19 protein-coding genes and 3 pseudogenes are annotated in these 17,520 nt (G+C 60.4%); 7 read left to right on the forward strand and 15 right to left on the reverse strand.

Annotated features, from left to right (window positions below):
- The first annotated feature begins 11 nt into the window (after nt 1-11).
- From istB to YP76_RS18685, 4 genes and pseudogenes are all read left to right on the forward strand, one after another.
- Nucleotides 12-855 (forward strand): annotated as a pseudogene (gene istB / locus YP76_RS18670) (IS21-like element helper ATPase IstB).
- Between the two features lie 102 nt (nt 856-957).
- Nucleotides 958-1,336 (forward strand): annotated as a pseudogene (locus tag YP76_RS18675) (transposase); the annotation flags it as partial.
- A gap of 364 nt (nt 1,337-1,700) precedes the next feature.
- Nucleotides 1,701-2,159, forward strand: coding sequence for a helix-turn-helix domain-containing protein (locus tag YP76_RS18680; protein WP_046765108.1), 459 nt, complete (start codon nt 1,701-1,703; stop codon nt 2,157-2,159).
- Between the two features lie 12 nt (nt 2,160-2,171).
- Entirely contained in the window at nt 2,172-2,753 is a 582-nt protein-coding gene (locus tag YP76_RS18685; RefSeq protein ID WP_046765109.1) for a PIN domain-containing protein, read from the forward strand.
- 301 nt (nt 2,754-3,054) lie between these two features.
- Here YP76_RS18685 and YP76_RS18690 read toward each other — a convergent pair whose 3' ends face one another.
- The 6 genes and pseudogenes from YP76_RS18690 to YP76_RS28340 all read right to left on the reverse strand — a co-directional run bounded on the left by YP76_RS18690 (nt 3,055) and on the right by YP76_RS28340 (nt 5,631).
- Nucleotides 3,055-4,095, reverse strand: a complete 1,041-nt coding sequence (locus YP76_RS18690) for an IS110 family RNA-guided transposase (RefSeq protein ID WP_046765302.1) — start codon at nt 4,093-4,095, stop codon at nt 3,055-3,057.
- Between the two features lie 324 nt (nt 4,096-4,419).
- A pseudogene (locus tag YP76_RS28765) lies at nt 4,420-4,560 on the reverse strand (type II toxin-antitoxin system RelE/ParE family toxin); the annotation flags it as partial.
- A complete protein-coding gene (locus tag YP76_RS27215) occupies nt 4,557-4,886 on the reverse strand; it encodes a ribbon-helix-helix domain-containing protein (protein ID WP_332307424.1) in 330 nt (109 codons plus the stop codon). The pseudogene YP76_RS28765 and the gene YP76_RS27215, both read right to left, overlap by 4 nt.
- Nucleotides 4,822-5,106 (reverse strand): HigA family addiction module antitoxin, encoded by a 285-nt coding sequence (locus YP76_RS18695; RefSeq protein WP_046765110.1) that lies wholly within the window; start codon nt 5,104-5,106, stop codon nt 4,822-4,824. Before YP76_RS18695 ends, YP76_RS27215 begins: the two co-directional genes overlap by 65 nt.
- A gap of 10 nt (nt 5,107-5,116) precedes the next feature.
- The gene (locus YP76_RS18700) at nt 5,117-5,395 is read right to left on the reverse strand and encodes a type II toxin-antitoxin system RelE/ParE family toxin (RefSeq protein WP_046765111.1); all 279 of its coding nucleotides are present in this window, start codon (nt 5,393-5,395) and stop codon (nt 5,117-5,119) included.
- Between the two features lie 53 nt (nt 5,396-5,448).
- Complete coding sequence (locus YP76_RS28340; protein WP_198147538.1) at nt 5,449-5,631, reverse strand: site-specific integrase; 183 nt, start codon at nt 5,629-5,631, stop codon at nt 5,449-5,451.
- Between the two features lie 62 nt (nt 5,632-5,693).
- Here YP76_RS28340 and YP76_RS28345 point away from each other — a divergent pair, with 62 nt between their 5' ends.
- Together YP76_RS28345 and YP76_RS28350 are read left to right on the forward strand one after the other, a co-directional pair.
- Nucleotides 5,694-5,969 (forward strand): hypothetical protein, encoded by a 276-nt coding sequence (locus YP76_RS28345; protein ID WP_198147539.1) that lies wholly within the window; start codon nt 5,694-5,696, stop codon nt 5,967-5,969.
- A 42-nt stretch (nt 5,970-6,011) separates the two neighbouring features.
- The gene (locus YP76_RS28350; protein ID WP_198147540.1) at nt 6,012-6,182 is read left to right on the forward strand and encodes a hypothetical protein; all 171 of its coding nucleotides are present in this window, start codon (nt 6,012-6,014) and stop codon (nt 6,180-6,182) included.
- A gap of 313 nt (nt 6,183-6,495) precedes the next feature.
- On the opposite strand, the gene YP76_RS18710 is transcribed toward YP76_RS28350, so the two are convergent.
- The 5 genes from YP76_RS18710 to YP76_RS18725 form a co-directional block, all read right to left on the reverse strand.
- The gene (locus YP76_RS18710; RefSeq protein ID WP_046765112.1) at nt 6,496-7,020 is read right to left on the reverse strand and encodes a glycine cleavage system protein R; all 525 of its coding nucleotides are present in this window, start codon (nt 7,018-7,020) and stop codon (nt 6,496-6,498) included.
- A 140-nt stretch (nt 7,021-7,160) separates the two neighbouring features.
- Nucleotides 7,161-7,646: a hypothetical protein gene (locus YP76_RS18715; protein ID WP_046765113.1), complete on the reverse strand. Its 486-nt coding sequence runs from the start codon at nt 7,644-7,646 to the stop codon at nt 7,161-7,163.
- 145 nt (nt 7,647-7,791) lie between these two features.
- On the reverse strand, nt 7,792-9,426 hold the full coding sequence (locus YP76_RS18720) for a Na+/H+ antiporter (RefSeq protein ID WP_157035840.1): 1,635 nt from the start codon (nt 9,424-9,426) through the stop codon (nt 7,792-7,794).
- A 332-nt stretch (nt 9,427-9,758) separates the two neighbouring features.
- Nucleotides 9,759-9,887 (reverse strand): hypothetical protein, encoded by a 129-nt coding sequence (locus tag YP76_RS29105; RefSeq protein WP_269748653.1) that lies wholly within the window; start codon nt 9,885-9,887, stop codon nt 9,759-9,761.
- Between the two features lie 430 nt (nt 9,888-10,317).
- Complete coding sequence (locus YP76_RS18725) at nt 10,318-11,754, reverse strand: MFS transporter (RefSeq protein WP_157035827.1); 1,437 nt, start codon at nt 11,752-11,754, stop codon at nt 10,318-10,320.
- Between the two features lie 12 nt (nt 11,755-11,766).
- Between YP76_RS18725 and YP76_RS18730 the strand changes: the two genes are divergently transcribed.
- Complete coding sequence (locus YP76_RS18730; protein WP_232307628.1) at nt 11,767-12,252, forward strand: helix-turn-helix domain-containing protein; 486 nt, start codon at nt 11,767-11,769, stop codon at nt 12,250-12,252.
- A 253-nt stretch (nt 12,253-12,505) separates the two neighbouring features.
- Here the strand turns inward: YP76_RS18730 and YP76_RS18735 are convergent, their stop codons facing one another.
- The 4 genes from YP76_RS18735 to YP76_RS29185 form a co-directional block, all read right to left on the reverse strand.
- Nucleotides 12,506-12,733 carry a YHYH domain-containing protein gene (locus YP76_RS18735; protein ID WP_046765115.1) on the reverse strand — a complete coding sequence of 76 codons (228 nt, stop codon included), beginning with the start codon at nt 12,731-12,733 and terminating at the stop codon, nt 12,506-12,508.
- 328 nt (nt 12,734-13,061) lie between these two features.
- Nucleotides 13,062-13,409 (reverse strand): hypothetical protein, encoded by a 348-nt coding sequence (locus YP76_RS18740; RefSeq protein WP_046765116.1) that lies wholly within the window; start codon nt 13,407-13,409, stop codon nt 13,062-13,064.
- A 179-nt stretch (nt 13,410-13,588) separates the two neighbouring features.
- Nucleotides 13,589-15,265: an ATP-binding protein gene (locus YP76_RS18745; protein ID WP_232307629.1), complete on the reverse strand. Its 1,677-nt coding sequence runs from the start codon at nt 15,263-15,265 to the stop codon at nt 13,589-13,591.
- Between the two features lie 116 nt (nt 15,266-15,381).
- Entirely contained in the window at nt 15,382-16,701 is a 1,320-nt protein-coding gene (locus tag YP76_RS29185; RefSeq protein WP_052757487.1) for an EAL domain-containing protein, read from the reverse strand.
- Between the last annotated feature and the right edge of the window lie 819 nt (nt 16,702-17,520).

Genomic DNA, 17,520 nt, shown 5'->3' on the forward strand with positions numbered 1-17,520 from the left:
GGAGAAGCCGCATGAGCCGGAACACACCCGCTATCGATGCCCAGCGGCTCAGCCTTATCCTCAACGATCTGCGCCTGCCGGCGATCAAACTGATCTGGTCCGACTTCACCACGCGGGCCGCCAAGGAAGGCTGGCCCGGCGCCCGGTTGCTTGCCGCGCTTGCCGAGCATGAGATCGCCGAACGGGATCGTCGCCGGATCGAACGACATCTGGGCGAAGCCCGCCTGCCGCCGGGCAAGACCCTCGACAGCTTCGCCTTCGATGCGGTGCCGATGATCTCGCGCCCAGGTCACCGCGCTGTGTTCCGGCGATGGGTGGCTGGAAAAAGGCGCCAACCTCATCCTCTTCGGACCACCGGGCGGCGGCAAAACCCATCTGGCCGCAGCAATCGGCCTGGCGCTGATCGAAAATGGCTGGCGCGTCCTGTTCGCCCGCACCTCCGATCTGGTCCAGAAACTACAGATCGCCCGCCGCGAACTCGCGTTGGAGGCCGCGATCGCCAAGCTCGACAAATATCATCTGCTGGTGCTCGATGATCTCGCATATGTGACCAAGGACCAGGCCGAAACGTCCGTCCTGTTCGAGCTAATCAGCGCACGGTACGAGCGCCGTTCCATGCTCATCACCGCCAACCAGCCTTTTGGCGAATGGAACCGGGTCTTCCCCGATCCCGCCATGACGCTCGCCGCTGTGGACCGCCTTGTTCACCACGCGACGATCTTCGAGATGAATGTCGAAAGCTATCGCCGCCGTTCCGCGCTCCAGCGTCAATCACGCGCTGGCCGGCCACCGACCTTTGCGACAATCAAGTCGACCGAGGAAATGTCGCGCACCGACAATCAAACCTCCGAGTAGCGCTTGCCAGCGTCAATCAAAACAGGCACCACATGAACACCGCGATCATCAGTTCTCATCCTGATTGACGCAAGCTTCTCACCCAGATCGTCGCGCTATAGTCTGATGGAGATACCGGGCGTCGGGCCACTACTGGCCAGCGCCATCGGCCACAGTACCCGATCCAGCGATCTTCCGCTCAGGACGCAACCTTGCCGCCTGGATTGGCTTGGTGCCGCGACAAAACTCCAGTGGCGGCAAAGAGCGGCTTGGCGGCATCACCAAGGCAGGACATCGATATCTGCGGCAAATGCTCATCGTCGGTGCCATGGCGGTGATCCGCTGCGCCGAGCGCCACAAATCAAAACGACCTTGGATCGCGCAACTGCTTGCACGCAAAAAGGTCAAGGTTGCGGCAGTGGCGCTCGCCAACAAGAACGCCCGCATGATCTGGGCAATGATGACGAGCGGCGAACGCTATCGCGAACCGCAGATCGCATAGGATACGGCGCGCAGCGCCTACGATGTTGGGAAGGGCGGACAGGAGCTAATGCACAAAGTCGGTTGAAACCGCCGGATCGGGAAAACCCATATTTCGACCCAGCACCGTGAGTGCGCGGGAATGGTTGGGACCTGAGCCGCGCTAATGGCATTACGGCCAGCGGCACCATGCGCCGCGTCAACAGGTCGGACACATGGCCGCATCAACCAACGCTGCAAAGCTCAATATGCCACTTGCCAACGGAGAGCCGTCCACACAGGGTCGGAGTATTACAACGCCCTGTCCACGGAACCACAGCTCCACAACCAGGTTGCGTTTATTGCGAATAGGCGCTATTGAATAATGCCATCTGCGGAGAGAACCGATGACCATGCCAGCCAATGCCTTGCCCTTTGGCAATAGGCTGCCCTCTGCCGACGATCGGCAGATCGCTAATCAGCTTCGCCGGATCCTCGCCTCGCAGAAGGCCGGTGCGGCCAAGCTGCGCGTGCCCGATCCGAAGACTAAGAAGCCAGTCGAGATCACGCTGACTCCGGCGATGTCGGACCTGTTCCTGGAATTGCTGCGTCACATCGGTAGTGGTGATGCCGTCACGCTGGTGCCGATCCAGCAGATGCTGACGACGCAGCAAGCAGCAGACCTGCTCAATATGTCCCGCCCGTACCTTATCAAGCTCATCGAGAAGGGCGATATCCCGCACAGCATGGTGGGGCGGCACCGGCGTCTTAAGGCTGAGGACGTCTTCGCCTACAAAACTGCGCGCGATAAAACCCGATCGAAGGCGATGGACGAACTGATCGCAGACGGCGCAGACCTCTATTGATCTGACTTAGCCATGTTCGCCAATCGATACACGGCACCGGTTGATGCCTGCAGCGCTCCCCGGCGTGACCTGCTCCTGACCTTGGCCGAAGCGGAATTCTTTCGTGTGCGATGGTCGCCGCGGATCCTTGATGAAACGCGCTCTGCGCTGGACAAGATCTTTGCGGAGCGCAAATTAGAGAACGCGTCCGCGCGAGCGGGCCGATCAGTCGATGCCATGCATCGGGCGTTCCCCGAAGCTCTTGTCGAGGCACATGCATCGGTCGCGGCCATGGCATTCGGTCTGCCGGATCCCAAGGACGAGCATGTCCTGACAGCGGCGGTCCAAACTCAGGCACAAGCGGTCGTCACGGAAAACATCAGCGATTTTCCGGCAAGAATTCTCGCACCCTTAAACATTGAAGCGCGAACTGCCGACGAGTTCATCGCCGATACCATCGCGCTCGACGAAGGCAAGGCGGTTGCAGCGATCCGAACTCTGCGCGTTCGGCTGAAACGACCGGAAATGTCGGCAGAAGATTACCTCCGATCGCTGGAGGCCCATGGACTGTTCGTCACTGCTTCGGTCCTGAGTGGCCATGCGGATTCCATCTGAAGGGTCTACCCGGTGCGCCGCTGGGTTTGCGGACAGTCCTCTGTGGATGGCTCCCGCGTTGCAAGCGTAAAGTGATGATCTGGCCGGTGGGTCGGGTGCAGTCGTCTGTCCGGCCTGTTGATGCAGTCGGAGTAGACTGCTGGCCCTGATGGGGTCCGCGAACAAGGTCCGATCGGCTTTGCAGGCTATTACGCCTATGACTGTCCTTGGGTTGTCCTTGCTCCCGGTCCGACCGGTTTTGCCATCACATCCTTCGCTCTCACAACCTCTTGAAGCTGATCTCCTCAGCTAACCTCTTGATCTATGCTGCCGCCAGCATCGGCGCATGCCCTCGTTCGAAGACACCGCCGCGCGCCATGACCGCCCATGCGATCCGCGCCATCTTGTTGGCGATGGCGACCGAGGCGACGCGCGCGGGCTTTCTGGCGAGCAGGGCGACGAAGCGCGGATCGACCGCTTCTGGTTTTTGCTTGGCGTATCGGACCAGCGCGGTAGCGCCGACGACCAAAAGCGCACGCAAATACCTGTCGCCCATCTTGGTAATGCGCCCCAGCCGTTCCTTGCCGCCGCTCGAACTTTGCCGTGGGGTCAGCCCCAGCCAGGCGGCAAACTGGCGCCCCGATGAGAACTGCCCTGGATCAGTTACCGACGCGGCAAGCGCGGTCGCCCCGATTGGCCCGATACCAGGGATCGTCGCTAGGCGCCGCGCCCTGTCGTCGCTCCGCTGCAGAGCGGCGAGACGCAGATCGAGCTTGCGCAACTGGACATGAAGTTGGAGCAGTTGCCCGGCCAGAATGCCGACGACGTTCGCGGCTTCGGCGGGCAAGTCGAGCTCGGACTCGCCGTCAACGATCTGTCGCGCCATCTGCAGTGCCTTCACGATCCCGACCGGGATGGCGATGCCCAGCTCGGCGAGCACGCTGCGCATCATGTTGACCAGCTGCGTGCGCTGTTTGATCAACAGGCTGCGCGCCCGGTGTAGCGACAGCGCCGCCTGCTGCTCGCGCGACTTGATGGGCACGAACCGCATCGTCTGACGCGTGACCGCTTCGCAGATCGCCTCGGCGTCAGCCGCATCGTTCTTACCGCGCTTCACGTAAGGCTTCACGTACACCGCCGGCATCAGCCGCACCTCGTGACCCAGCCTAGTCAGTTCGCGCGCCCAGTGATGCGACGTCCCGCAGGCCTCCGCACCTATCAGGCAAGGCGGCAACTTCTCGAAGAACGGCAGCATCTGGGATCGCCGTAACGCCTTGCGAATGACGATCTTACCGGTCGCGCTGATACCGTGAACCTGAAAAACGTTCTTGGCCAAATCCAGGCCGATTGTGCTAATCTCCATGGCGGGTGGCTCCTTGCTCGGGTTGCATGACAGCAAACCCATCTTGGCACTTAGATGCCGTGAGCGGGAGCCATCCACCTCATCCGCTCCCGAACAGCGAAAATTGACCGTCGGACGCCCGGAATGGGTCGACGGCAGAAGCGGCTGACCGCTGTGCATTTTAGGAGTTTTGAAGAATCGGCGCCAGGTCGCGAAACGCGTTGATGACGCGCTGAACGGTGACAACCTCCCTGTCCACCTTATAGGGATCAACAAGCGACTCTCAAATGTCAGCGTCCGCAGACCTGCGACCAAGTCATCGCGGGAGGAGCCGCGATTGGGGAAATCGGCCATCGCCGCAATGCGTTCTTCAATTCTGGCAAGATAGCCATCAGCCGCGGGAATATCGGCTTCCACGCCCAGCCACTGATGAAGTGCAATCAAATCCTCGATCGCCAATGCCGACAGTTGAACATCATAGGTCATCTCTTGGCGATCGAAGCCCTAACCTGCGCAAATGCCTTGTCGAGCGGCATAGGAGGGCGTGGATCAGCTAGAGCTTCCGCAACGCGGACGCGCACCAGTTCTTCCAGTACAGCCTCTTCACGATCCAATGCACGCAAACCCGCTCGCATCACCTCGCTCATAGAGGCATATCGGCCAGATGCCAGATGGCGCTCGGCGTGCGATGACATTCCGCCAAGCGTTACCGAAATTGCCTTCGCAGGCCCGCATTGCCTGCTTCGGTCATACGGCATCCTGCAATCGGCGGACGGGTGGCTGCTTATGCTGCCGGGCACGCCAGAGATCATAGTTCGCCTGCATGGCAAGCCACGCACGAGCCGTGCTTGCACCTGCCTGTTCGAGCCGCACTGCCAGATCGGGGCTTATCGCCGCCTTGCCGTTCAACACACGCGACAAGGCAACCCGCGACAGGGCGAGCCGCTCGGCTGCCTCGGTAACGGACAGACCCAGTTCCGCAATGACCTCATCGCGGAGCAGTTCGCCAGGGTGGGGAGGGTTGTGCATCATCGTCATCGCCTCAATGGTAGTCCTGATAATCGACAAGCTCGGCGTCGGTGCCAACAAATCGGAAGGTGACACGCCAATTGCCGTTGACCCATACCGACCAATGCCCCTTAAGGTCGCCCTTCAGCGGGTGCAGCTTGAAGGACGGCAAATTCATGTCGTCCGGCCCTGCCGCGACATCGAGCAGTCCCAGGATGTTGCGGAGTTTCTTCACATGGGAAGCCTGAACGCCCTTCGTCGTGCCAGCGCGATAGAAGGCTTCAAGTCCCTTGTGCCGAAATCCGATTATCATGATGTAATCCGTATCGCGTTGCGTTACAAGACGCAAGCGCCGACTGCTCAATGCTACAGCACCGCGCCCGCCGCGTTGTCGGTGAACATGTCCTCATCCCGAATGTAACGAGCGAGCATGGTATCGCTCTTATGGATATTCCACGACAAGGCCCCGGCCATTGCGGCACTGGTGGCAAGCCCGGCGCGCAGGGAATAGCCGGAGAAGGTCGCGGGATTGACGCCCGCAGCCTCCACCCGCTTTTTTTCATGATCGTCGCCACCGCATCCCCGGACAGGCGATCGGGGGAGATATGCCCGTGCCGGTCGATGCAGCGGAAGATTGGTCCTTGCTCGATCTCAGCATGGGCGAGCTAGTCGGTGAGATGGCGGACAGGACACCATCGCGTGCGCCCATGCGGGATCGCGATCTTGCGGCCTTTCCCGGTCTGATCGGTCTTGGACCGGCGCAGATGCAGGACGATGCCCCGCCCAGCAGCCTCGACATCGCCACAGTCGAACCCGACCAGTTCGGATCGACGGAACGCCTCTGCGAAGCCGATCAACAGCAGTGCCTTATCGCGCAGGTCGATTGAACGTTCGCCCATTCGATCCAGGACTGCGAACAGATCGTCGCGTTGCAATGCCCGCGCCTCTCGCTGTGCCATCCCTTTGGTCCGCCTGATCCCGCTTATCGTCGCTTTGACGATCTCGGCTCGGCAGGGATCGTCATGGCCAAGAGCGCGGTGGGCTTTCGCGATGGCCGCAAGCCGACGCTGGATCGTGGCGACGGCGTGGGTTTCGGCTAGATCGGCCAGATACTCCGCCAAGGCGTGGGGTGGACAGGGAATGTCCCTGCCGGATGCCCGGAAATGGACTAGGTCGGCCGCGTAGCCGCGCTGGGTGCCAGCTGATAGGGAAGATGACTTTTCATCGGTGAGGAAGCCAACATCGCCGATTGGACGGCGAGCAACAAGGAGGAAACAGAGCAGGGTTGAACAGTGGCCCCTAGATCGCGAACCCATGGGGAAGCCCGCCTGAATTGAACGATGGCACTACCGGCAACTAATTTGCGCTCATGAGCGGCCGGCAAGGGTCGGTAGCGGCAGCAGCCACCGCATGTCAGCCGGGCGCAGACTCGATGTCGAAATCGACCATCACCTCTCCCGATATGTCTTCCAGTGCCTCGCGCACCTTATCGGTCGAGAGGCTAGCGGGTATAAGCATCTTCACTTTTGCCCGGAACAATGGCACGCCTGACCATGCGCCGCCTTCGACCGCAGTGGCGAAATCTTCGATGTTGACGTCGAGCCCCGCAAGGACTGTGGTTACTTCACGGACGATCCCGGGGCGATCTTGCCCCACGATTTCTATCGTCAACGGCGCGCCATCGCGCGCAGCTGTTTTTGCGGATGCGATGATATCAACCTTGATCCCAAATGCATCGATTGTGCGAGCCGCCTGTTCAAGCTCCTCGAGCCGTTCTTCGGGCAGTTCGACCAACACCGATCCGACATATTTTCCGCCGAGCCGCGAAAGATGGCTTTCCAACCAATTGCCGCCCGCAGAATATACCGCATCAGCGATCGCGCGAGTGAGGCCTGGCCGATCGCTGCCGACCACCGTCAGAATTATCGTTTGACCCATGCTCCACCTTTCGCTTCATATTCGCCAGAACAGGAGATAATACATTTCGGCCACTTTGAAGAGGGTCTGGCCAGTCAGCACCTGGATGCCGAAAACGCGCCAACTGAATGGCTGGAATGGGCGGGGTTCTGCCATTTCACTCACGAGGGCGGCCGGCAAGGCCTGCTCTCATACTCGAAATGATGCCGGGCATATGCTCGACCATTCCACCGCAACACCGGGAAGCAAAAGCCCGGCCCGCCGATCAACAGGTCCGGATAACCGTTCACGCCCTTGGTGGGCATGAACTGGGGCATTCCTAGAGATTCGATCAAAACCTTCCACGCACCATTCGATTGTTTGGAGAGCATCCAGAAATTCTGCCCGGTGTTCCCGTAGCATAAGCCGCCGCCTTCGGTGACAACTGCCTCCGGCCGGCCGTCACCGTTCAGGTCTCGAAATATCGCTATCGATCCTGGCTCATAAGACAGTTCGGGCGGCTCGCAATTCCCCGACCGCCATTGTCGGCCATGCTGGGCAAATCCGGCTGCCTTGAAAATGGACATCTGCTCTGCGCCCGAAGGAGCAGCAAGCGCTGATGTGCTGATCAGAACGGCGACGCCAACGCCAAGAGAACGAACTCGCATCCACCTGCTCCCTTCAATGACAGCAGACAGCTTAACACCAGCAAGGGCAGGAGCATAGCAAGCCGACGATGGAGATGGGTGCGCCGAAAAGTGCCCCTGGCGGCTGCCAAGCCGCTGTGCACAGAGGGCGAGTGCAGAAGCGCAATTAGCCTTGGAAGCGGGCCTCGAGCAGATCGAGTTCGCGTATGAGCTTCTGCGCGATTTCGCTCCCGATTGAGCGGTCGCGGGCCATCAGGAATATCGTATCCCTTTCAGCCTTTAGCCCTGCCAACCTCAGTTTGCGTTCCACCTGAGCATATTTACGTGTCTCCTGCGTGTCGGCGCTCTGCTGAAGCCGGCTGTCGATCCTTTCGCGGTAAAGATCCATAATGCGGGCGCCCGCGGCGGCATAGATGTCAGCATCCTTGCGCCCCTCCGCCAGTTGGTGTTGCACATTTTCGATTGCGCTGATCGCGGCCTGCGCGGCAGCTACACGCGCTTCATCCTCCTCTGCCTGCTTGGATGGCTCGAGGGGCATGGTCAGCCCGCGCAGCAGCAGCGGCAGGCCGATACTGGCGGCGATCAGCGACATGATGATGACGCCTGCCGCGAGGAAGATCGCAAGGTCGCGCGCGGGAAAGGCGGTTCCCTCGTTCAGCGTCAACGGTATGGTGAGCACACCCGCCAACGTGATCGCGCCGCGTACACCGGCAAAGGACATGGCCGCGATCAGGCGCCAGTCGGGCCGGCGATACGGTATGTTGTCGCGCGCACGGAACAACGTCAGCCGGAACGACACCCACACCCATGCGAAGCGTAGCGCAGCCAGCGCCAGCATGATCGCCACCACATAGATGCCCAGCCACCAAGGATTGGTATGGTTAGTCAGGCGCACGGTCTGCCTGGCGGCCGCGAGAATGCCCGGCAGTTGTTCACCCAGAAGAACGAAGATCATGCCGTTCAGCGAAAACTGGAGCGTGTCCCACACGGAGTTGCGGCGCATACGGGTGGCGGGCAACGCCTGTCGGCTTATCTCCGCGAATGTCATGGTTACGCCTGCGGCGACGGCTGCCAGGATGCCCGAGCAATGGAGATGCTCTGCCAATATATAGGCAGCAAACGGTATGAGGACACTGATGAGGATCTGTGACCCGGTATCTTCGCCAAATCGCTCGGATATCCAAGCCTTCGTCCGGGTAACCGCCAGTGTCACCGCGACGCCGATAGCCAGTCCGCCGATGGCAAGCCACAGAAAGGTCAGGCTCGCCTCGCCGATGGAGAAGCTCCCCGTCAGCGCCGCCGCGATGGCGAAGCGCAGGCAGACAAGGCCAGATGCGTCGTTGAGGAGAGATTCGCCTTCGAGAATATGCATCATGCGCTTGGGAATGGGGACGCGTGCTGCGATGGCAGATACCGCAATGGGATCGGTGGGCGAGATTACGGCGGCCAGCGCAAAGCAGACCGCCAGCGGCATGGCGGGAATGAGCCAGTCAATGAAGAAGCCGACGCCCACCACCGTCAGCAGAACGAGGCCTAGCGCCAGTTCGAAGACGGTGGCAACGTCCTTCAGGAGCTCATCCTTGGGGATGCGCCATCCATCGAGGAACAGAAGGGGCGGAAGGAAAAGCAACAGGAAGAGTTCAGGGTCGAGGGCCACCCGCAGGTTGGAGGCGAGGCCGATGAGAAAACCGAACGAGATCTGGACCAGAGGTGTCGGCAGTGCGATGGGCAACATACGCGAAACCGCGCCACTGACGACGACAGCAACAAGCAATATCAGGATGATCGAAACGATTTCCAAGCATGCGCTCCATGGAACTTGATGGTGATGCGGTGCCCAAGAGAACTCGCCGAAGCGCGGGTACCAATCGATCCGCGGCCGGTCACCCCAATTTTGCCCGAGGACCGCTTTGAAGAGTGCCCTGCCGGAAATGCCTGAGCAGGCGAGGAGGACCACGGACTGGCGCGGTTCGACATGCGCGGCAGCTGACCGTCGCTAACGGTCACCTTTGCCATATGGCATAATAGCTGGTCCCGGCAGCGCCGATCTGTCGTCCCTTGCCACTTAGCATCCTGGGCATGTGAACGTTCCAGCCCCATTCTTGTTGGGCCCCGGGCGACCCTCAAATCCGTTCAGCCTTTCAAGGTCACGATATGCAGCACGCCGGGCTTTTGCGAGGAGCTGGGTGCATTGTGCTCCTTGGGCTTTTCAGCCTTGGGTTTACGAACTTCACGGCTCGATCTTTTCTGACCTTTGGCCATCTTGGCGCTCCTTCATGATGGGCGTTCGGGATATCGGATGGAGGATCATAATCCTGAACCATATGTGCCAGCCGAGGCGAAATGGTTGGCATCGGTGATGCTCCAACCCCAACCGCATCCTCCAACGCCTCGAACATATCTGCCTGCTCGTTCATCGATCAAAATGACCGCGCGTCGTATCCTGGCCTCCCGCCCGCGCACAAGTCAGGTCAGGCGGGCGCCCGCGTCAGGTCTCGAGCTGGCAGTCTTGAACCGACCGCCGATGACCAGGATATGCGCCCTGCCAGGACCTATAACAAGCTCCACCCGCGCAGGAATTGCGGGATGCTGTAGAGGTGATCGGAGCGGCCGCTTTCCTTGGGCGGCGGGTCGCGCCTTTGCAGCGGAATAACGTCCAGCTCTAATTGGCCGACTTGGCTCGATCGTGCTGCTATTGGCGGCGGCGTGTCCCATGAAGCGCGAGCAGAATAGCTGTCCCGACGAGAATGGCGGCCACTGCAAAAGCCAAATGCATCCCTGCAGCGGTCACCTCCTGCCCTGCCCCTTCGACATCCAGGGCCGAGGCCCCAAACGCAAACACCCAACCCATGGCCGAAGCGCCCGTTACCAGCCCCAGATTGCGTGACAAACCGATCATGCCAGAGACGAGGCCCCGTTCAGCGGCGTCTGCGGCTGCCATGATCGCGCTGTTATTGGCGGCCTGGAACAGGGCATAGCCAGCGGTCATCGTCATGATTGCGGCCAGATAACCCGCGACACCCCAGGAAAGGGGAAGGAAGATCAGGGCGCAGCATCCGCCCAGCAGTGCGAACAGGCCAATCAAGCCCACGCGACTGGCCTCGAGGCGATCGACCACTCGTCCGGCAGGGACGCCGGCAAAAGCCGCTGCTAGCGGCCCTGCCGATAGAATGATCCCGGACATGGCGGCGCCCAGACCGAGCGCGTCACTCAAATAGAATGGGCCAACGATCAGCGTCGTCATCATGACAGTCGATACCAGCGCGCTTGTTCCAAGTCCGGAGCGGATAGCCGGGATACGGAATAATGCCAGCCGGATCAGAGGCGACGCGGTCCTGGCCTCAACGACAAGGAACATCATGCCTGTCGCTGCCGCGGCTGACAGCAGGCCGATGTTGCGAAAGCCAAGCTCTCCATCACCGATCGTCATCGCCAGGGCATATGCCGCCAGCGTTGCGATCAACAGCGCCATACCGAGCATGTCGAAGCTTCCGGCCCTGTCTTTGGGCGCAGCGTCCTTCGCCGCAGGCAAGGTGCGGTACAACAGCAGGAAGGTCAGCAGTCCGATAGGCACATTAACGAGGAAAATCATGCCAGTGCCTGCCCATGCGAGCAGCACGCCGCCCAAGGCTGGACCCAGCGTCGTTCCGGCGGCTGACATGGTGCCCAGCAATCCCATCGCGCGTCCGGTGCGTGACGCAGGAACCACGTCGCTGACAAAGGCCATCGTCAGGGCCATCATTATCGCCGCGCCTACGCCTTGCACCAGACGAGCGACGACAAGCAGCGCAAATGTCGGGGCCGCCGCACAGGATATCGAAGCCACGCCGAAAATTCCGATGCCGGCGAGCATCAGGCCGCGCCGCCCGATCATGTCTCCGATGCGGCCGGCGCCCACAACCATGGCGGTTACCGTCAGCAAGTAGCTAAGGACGATCCACTGAGCGGACTGGAATGAAATGTCGAACTCCCGAGCCAGGCTCGGCAGCGCCATGTTGGTGGTGCTTGTGGCCAGGGAAGGCATCAACATGGCCAGCGACAGGCCAGCCAGGGTCCAGCGGGATGTTTCGCCCCGCATGTCTGCGTCACGTGCGCGCTTCGACCTGTCCCAATTCATGACCTGCGGCATCTCTCAATATCCTTGCAACCAACCACCATGGGCTGCACGATGCCACTTCAAGTTGACTTGAGGTCAAGCATGAAACTTCTCGATATCGCCGAGGTGGCGAAGCGATCAGGGCTTCCTGCCTCCACATTGCGCTTCTATGAAGAAAAGGGGCTGATCGAATCATTGGGACGGCGGGGGCTTCGTCGCACCTTTGAACCGGACATCATCGGGCGGCTTGCCCTGATCGCGCTGGGACGGACGGCTGGTTTCACGCTCGATGAAATCGCAGCCATGTTCGGACGCGAACTACCCGCCCAGCTGGATCGCGAGTTACTCAGCGCAAAAGCGGAAGAATTGGAGAGGATGATCGGGCAGCTTACGGCTCTGAGAAATGGCCTCCGTCATGCCGCCACCTGTCCCGCACCCAGCCATATGGAGTGCCCTTCCTTCCGGCGATTGTTGAAGATAGCGGCGGCGCGAAGCAATAGGACGCCGCCCAAGGGACGACGCAAATCGTGATCAGGGCTTGGCGAGATCGATAGTGCCCCGTCCTACGCGAAGTCAGGATAGTTCATTTCGCCACTGGGGCACTTGGGACGGTTCGAACGCTTGTCTTGGCAAGTGAGATCACAAGGGCCGTCAGGTGCACATCGGTTACCAGGGAGAAGCAGGAACAGAACGGGCGGACCGGCGCACGAGGCGTTCCAATGCCTGGGCTCGCATGGGTGCTGGGCCGCCTCGCACCGACACGAGACGGCCCCTCTTCATGACCTTACTTGCGATTGTGGCAGTGATACTCGCCTGTCGAGTGATTGGTATGGCAACCATTTGAATCCGTGCCGCCGCTATGCGCCCTGGATTTGTTTTCACCCTTTCCGGGTGCCGCAACTTTAACCGCTTCATCAGCCGCCTTGGGACGATTGTTTTCGGCGGCTTCATGCGCCAGCCCCCCGGTCGATGCAAAGACGCCGATGATGATCGCTGCAGTGATTTTCTTCATGCGAATTCCCCTGTCAATTATGCGCGACCTTATATTTCCAGATAAATATTCACAGAAAAATCAATGATCTTCAATGGATCTTTTGCAGGACGCCTCATACGGTGAGGATCACTGGCGGGCTATCAGCCGCTGCGGCCCGCCCCAACGGCTTCACAAAGCAGGAATGCCGGGCGCTCAGGCCTTCGGGCGCGTGAAAATAGGCAGGTGCAAGAGCGCCGCCACCGCCGCCTTCCCTGTACCGCGGTTGATATCTGAAAAAGGGGCCGAGTTGGCGGGACCTTCCACCCTGCCAGCCTCAGATCGTCCAGCCCCGTTTCACTGTTCACGGTCAAAGGGGCTCAGAGCGGGCCGCTTCTTCGCTCATCTGATGTTGCGGCCGGGAAAAATAGCGAAGTCCGACATACAGAACCAGAGGCCAGAACAAGGTGTTCACAATGTCCAGCGAGGTATCATGCCATCGCCACGAGCCATAATGGAGACGATCGAGAATTTCATTGCCCGCCTCAAAAAAGGCGACGGTGAGGAGCGGTATCGGCGTCGAGAGACGCCTGCCCGTCACCAGCCTGCTAAGGACAAGGATGAACATTCCGGCATGCACGTGAAGCAGGCTGTCAGCAGCTCCGGTGCCATCCCCGATAGCGCGGATAATCTGAGCATAGAGGGCCGGCACGTCCATTTTTTATCGCCTAATCGATTTGCCTGGCTCGGGAAACGGCTCTTCGCCATTGTACGGCTAGGGCGAATGGCGCCCCAGGCAAGAAGCATTTTTGCAGGAAATTGGCTGCATTCAGGCGGGCCATCGCCGCAATGGCGCGGTTGCACTCTCAGTTACGCGCCGCAGAGGAGGCTGTCGGGCTAACTCGCCCGCTTGTGCATGAAGACCCCGGCCGTTGGCGCCCGTGCCTCGACCTGCCTGCGTGCCCGGGCGACCGCCGCCTGCAGTTCATGCTGACGGAACGGCTTTGTCATGCGCACAACATCGGCAGGCGCCCCATCCAGGCCGTCATGGCCAGAGATGAGGATCATCGGGATATGCGCGTGGGACTCCGTCAGCCTTCGCACGAGGTCGAGACCCGTCATGCCCGGCATCACATGATCGGTTATAAGGATTTGCGGTTGCACGCCCTCATCCAGCCTCGCGAGGCACTCTTGCGCGCTCGCAACCTCAACGACCGTGTAGCCCTCCTCCCGCAACATCGCGGCAGTCCCCCTGCGAACGAGCTGATGATCATCGACGATGATGGCAATCCCGCCAAGATCCGCGCCGATGTCCGCGATCTTCGGGCTGGGACGAGGGGCAACGGCGTTCTGCGTGATGGGGAACCACAGGCTTATATCGGTCCCCGCACGCGGCTCGCTCCTGATGTCCATGGCGCCTCCGAACTGTTGCACCACGCCATGCACCATCGCCAGGCCCAGTCCCGTGCCCGCGCCGGCCGACTTGGTCGTGAAAAAGGGTTCGAGCGCCTTGGCCTTGGTTGCTTCGTCCATGCCGACGCCATCGTCGCTTACTGTCAGTCGAAGGAAGGCATCGCTCTTGCCGTCCCCATCATGCAGGGCCGAAGGATAGCTTGCAGAGATGGAGAGAGCACCGCCTTCCGGCATGGCGTCACGCGCGTTCACGACCAGATTGAGGATCGCGATTTCCAGTTGCTGGCGGTCGGCCAATATATTGGGCAGATTGGGGGGAACCATGATCCGCAGATCGATCCGTCCGCCCACGGTGCTTGAAAGCAGCGCTTCCATTCCCTTGAGAAGAGACCGCACATCCACAGCGGTGGATGCCAGCGGTTGCCTGCGCGCAAATGCGAGCAGGCGCTGGACAAGCGCCCGCGCGCGCTCCGCCGATTCCATCGCCATTTGTGCATGCGTTTGGGTTGGATCCTCGGATGGATTTGTCTGAAGGATGAGATCCAGGCTTGTCATGATCGGCGACAGCAGATTGTTGAAGTCGTGCGCGACATTCCCGGTCAGCTGCCCCATGAGCTCCAGCTTCTGTGTCTGGAGAAGCTTTTGGTGGGCCGCCTCCAATTCCCTTGTACGCTGTTCGATCCTCGCCTCAAGACTCCGGTTGAGCTCCGTCATCTCCTCAACCAGCATTCCATTGGCAAGGGCGGTCGAAGCTGCCTGGGCGAGCGATTCCAGGATCGCCGTTTCATCGGCATCGGGATGGCCGGTCGTGGCCCAATAAGCGCCAAGGGCCGCCACCGGATCAGTGGCGCCGATAGGAACCATCAGCATGCTTTTGACGAAGGTTTGCCGATAGGCTTCCTGCGGTATCCTCGGGTCGAGCCTGATGTCGGGGATAGCAGCGGATTTCCGGTTGAGCATGGCCCAGCCAGAAACGCAGGCTTCCTGGGGGAAGCGCATCCCTTCCCAGAGCGGCTCCATAGCGTCTTCGGCATAATAATGGCATTGGTCCCCGTCGCGGAGCACCACCGCAATTCCATCGGCGCCGACGGCCGCGCGCGCTGAATCGCGCAGGATCTCGACAACCTCGGCGAGGCTCCTTGTTTCCGAGAGCAGCGCCATCGCACTTGCCGCGGTTGTCCATCGAGAGGACAGGAGGCCGCCCGACGCGTCGTGTGCGCCGTTCACGTCTGACAGGGGCGTGCATCCTTGTTGCATGATCTTACCTGTGTCTTTCATCAGCCGGCCTGCGCGACTTTTGGTAGGGGCTGGAAGCGGTCGCGAAAATTCCCCAGAGCCCAGATGGTTCTTGCTTCGGGCGGAGCGCTCAGTGCGCGCGTCAGCGAAGGCCGGCCAAAGTGATAGCCCTGAAGCCACTGGGCTCCCGCATGGCGTGCGAGCTCTGCCTGGTCGGCCGTTTCCACCCCTTCCACGACGACCGCCCGAGCAAGCGACCGGGCAAGACCCACAAGATGCTCAAAGGTCGCATGACGTCGTTCATCCTGCATTGCATTGCGGATAAAGCCGCCATCGATCTTGATGATATCGGCCAGAAGGGTGGCGGTCTGCATGACCGACGCCCGGCCTGCCCCGAAATCATCGATCGCGACAAGGCAACCCAGATCCTGCATCCGTGAGATGAACTCGCCGGCCTCGTCCAGAGACAGGATCTCGGCGGTCTCCGTGATCTCGATCACAAGTCTGCGCGCCAACTCGGGATGACGTTCAAGACGGGACAGGAGGTCGCACCAGGTCGCAAATCTCCCATAGCGGTGGAGAGATGCACTGGTGGCTGAAATGTTGACGCCCAGGCGCATGACCGGATCAGCTTCCAGATGGTCAAGCACAAGGGCCATCATCCTTTGATCGAGCTCAGGCGCCAATCCCACACGTTCAAGCGCACGAATCTCCGCCTCGCAGGCGTGAAGCTCCCCATCATCCCCGCAAATCCGCAGCAGCCCCTCGAAATAGAGAAGGCGGGCATTATGGTCGGGCGAGACAACGGATTGCCAGACAAGCGCAGCGCCGCCCCGATCCACTTTCTCAAGAAGACTGGCGCATCGCCTCATATCCTCCTGGTATCTCGATATGTCGAGGCATCCGTTCCCCGCACTGCCCGACGCCGCTATCTGGCCGCGAGCCTCGACCCGCGCCCTCTCGACATCGCCCTCGCGAGCGCCGATCTCGGCAACCCCCAGGCTGGGCACAATGAAAAAGGGGCCCCTTTCCGACATGATCGGGCGTGAACCAAGCGCTGCGCAGAGCCGGTTGAGGAGCCGGCCTGCCAGGTCCTGTCCATCTCGTGCCTTCGCCTCGACCATCGCTTCGATGGCTCCAGCATTATCCAGTTCGATGATCCGATCGTGCGGAAAGAGCCGACGCATCTCCGCGCGAAGCCGGTCCAAGGCATCTGCGCACGCCTCATGCCCGAAGGCCCCTTCAATTTCGCCGAGATTGGCTATCGAGGCGACGAGATAGAGCGCAGGCGAGCATCGGACAGCACTTGCGCTGAAGAAACGTCCTTCCTGCCTTCCCACCAACGCCGCCTCCTTGACCATCCATCCCTATAAAAGCATTCCCATGGATTCATCAATCGAATCCTTTATTTCAATGATAGCATCATACACCAACCGCGCCCGTCTCGACATATTCGAATCGCGTTCATGAGACGAATGGCGGAACACGGCGATTCTCATCTATCCGAGTAACGATATGATGGGCTCCATATCCCGACGAAGCGATTGATTGCTTGTTCATTCCATCATTTCGGCTGCGAATCAGTTTGCGGATAAAACCTGTCTTTGGCATCCATGGGCAACCCCGGCACATAGTTGTTCAACCGCCCACCAGCCACCGCCCGCGCATGACAGTCGGCAACGCAAAGGCCGGCAACGCCCTGCCCATGCGGTGCCTAGAGCATTTTCGAAGCAGATCGGATCATTTGCTGGCCCGGAAAATGCAGCGAACAAAAGACAAATAGAGCATGACCCGATTCAGTCTGATCGGATCATGCTCTAGCCAAAGTGCTTCACGATTGGCTTTCCCCCTGCCCTACTCCCAAGACGCTCCGCCCTCCCCGAAGCCCCCCCTGGCCTACCTCGGGTACGGACCGCACCTGCCAACAAGGCTGACCGATGGCCTGGACAGGGTAGCTGTTCTTAACACCTCGCGAGCAGGATTCCTTCGGACACAATCCCTGTGCGAGCGCCATTGAATTTGCCTGGCTACAGTCAGGCATCAAGATCAGCCATGATTCGAATGCTTGTCGGGAAGCCCCCATTGCGTCGCGGTTGATCGGTCCGTGAACAATTGCAAGCTGTCTTCCGTTTCACTCTTCAACCAGCTGCGTATCATTCCTCATATCGCGGCGCGATACG

The organism is Sphingobium chungbukense, from assembly GCF_001005725.1.
Classification (GTDB): Bacteria; Pseudomonadota; Alphaproteobacteria; order Sphingomonadales; family Sphingomonadaceae; genus Sphingobium; species Sphingobium chungbukense.

Excerpts from the sequence above, each read along its gene's own strand:
- YP76_RS29105 (WP_269748653.1), bottom strand. The coding sequence starts at position 9,887 with ATGGCCAAAGGTCAGAAAAGATCGAGCCGTGAAGTTCGTAAACCCAAG.
- YP76_RS18745 (WP_232307629.1), bottom strand. The coding sequence starts at position 15,265 with ATGGCGCTGCTCTCGGAAACAAGGAGCCTCGCCGAGGTTGTCGAGATC.
- YP76_RS18735 (WP_046765115.1), bottom strand. The coding sequence starts at position 12,733 with ATGAAGAAAATCACTGCAGCGATCATCATCGGCGTCTTTGCATCGACC.
- YP76_RS18695 (WP_046765110.1), bottom strand. The coding sequence starts at position 5,106 with ATGATGCACAACCCTCCCCACCCTGGCGAACTGCTCCGCGATGAGGTC.
- YP76_RS18690 (WP_046765302.1), bottom strand. The coding sequence starts at position 4,095 with ATGGAGATTAGCACAATCGGCCTGGATTTGGCCAAGAACGTTTTTCAG.
- YP76_RS27215 (WP_332307424.1), bottom strand. The coding sequence starts at position 4,886 with ATGATCTCTGGCGTGCCCGGCAGCATAAGCAGCCACCCGTCCGCCGAT.
- YP76_RS18715 (WP_046765113.1), bottom strand. The coding sequence starts at position 7,646 with ATGCGAGTTCGTTCTCTTGGCGTTGGCGTCGCCGTTCTGATCAGCACA.
- YP76_RS18740 (WP_046765116.1), bottom strand. The coding sequence starts at position 13,409 with ATGGACGTGCCGGCCCTCTATGCTCAGATTATCCGCGCTATCGGGGAT.
- YP76_RS18710 (WP_046765112.1), bottom strand. The coding sequence starts at position 7,020 with ATGGGTCAAACGATAATTCTGACGGTGGTCGGCAGCGATCGGCCAGGC.
- YP76_RS18700 (WP_046765111.1), bottom strand. The coding sequence starts at position 5,395 with ATGATAATCGGATTTCGGCACAAGGGACTTGAAGCCTTCTATCGCGCT.
- YP76_RS18685 (WP_046765109.1), top strand. The coding sequence starts at position 2,172 with ATGTTCGCCAATCGATACACGGCACCGGTTGATGCCTGCAGCGCTCCC.
- YP76_RS29185 (WP_052757487.1), bottom strand. The coding sequence starts at position 16,701 with ATGGTCAAGGAGGCGGCGTTGGTGGGAAGGCAGGAAGGACGTTTCTTC.
- YP76_RS18725 (WP_157035827.1), bottom strand. The coding sequence starts at position 11,754 with ATGCCGCAGGTCATGAATTGGGACAGGTCGAAGCGCGCACGTGACGCA.
- YP76_RS18680 (WP_046765108.1), top strand. The coding sequence starts at position 1,701 with ATGACCATGCCAGCCAATGCCTTGCCCTTTGGCAATAGGCTGCCCTCT.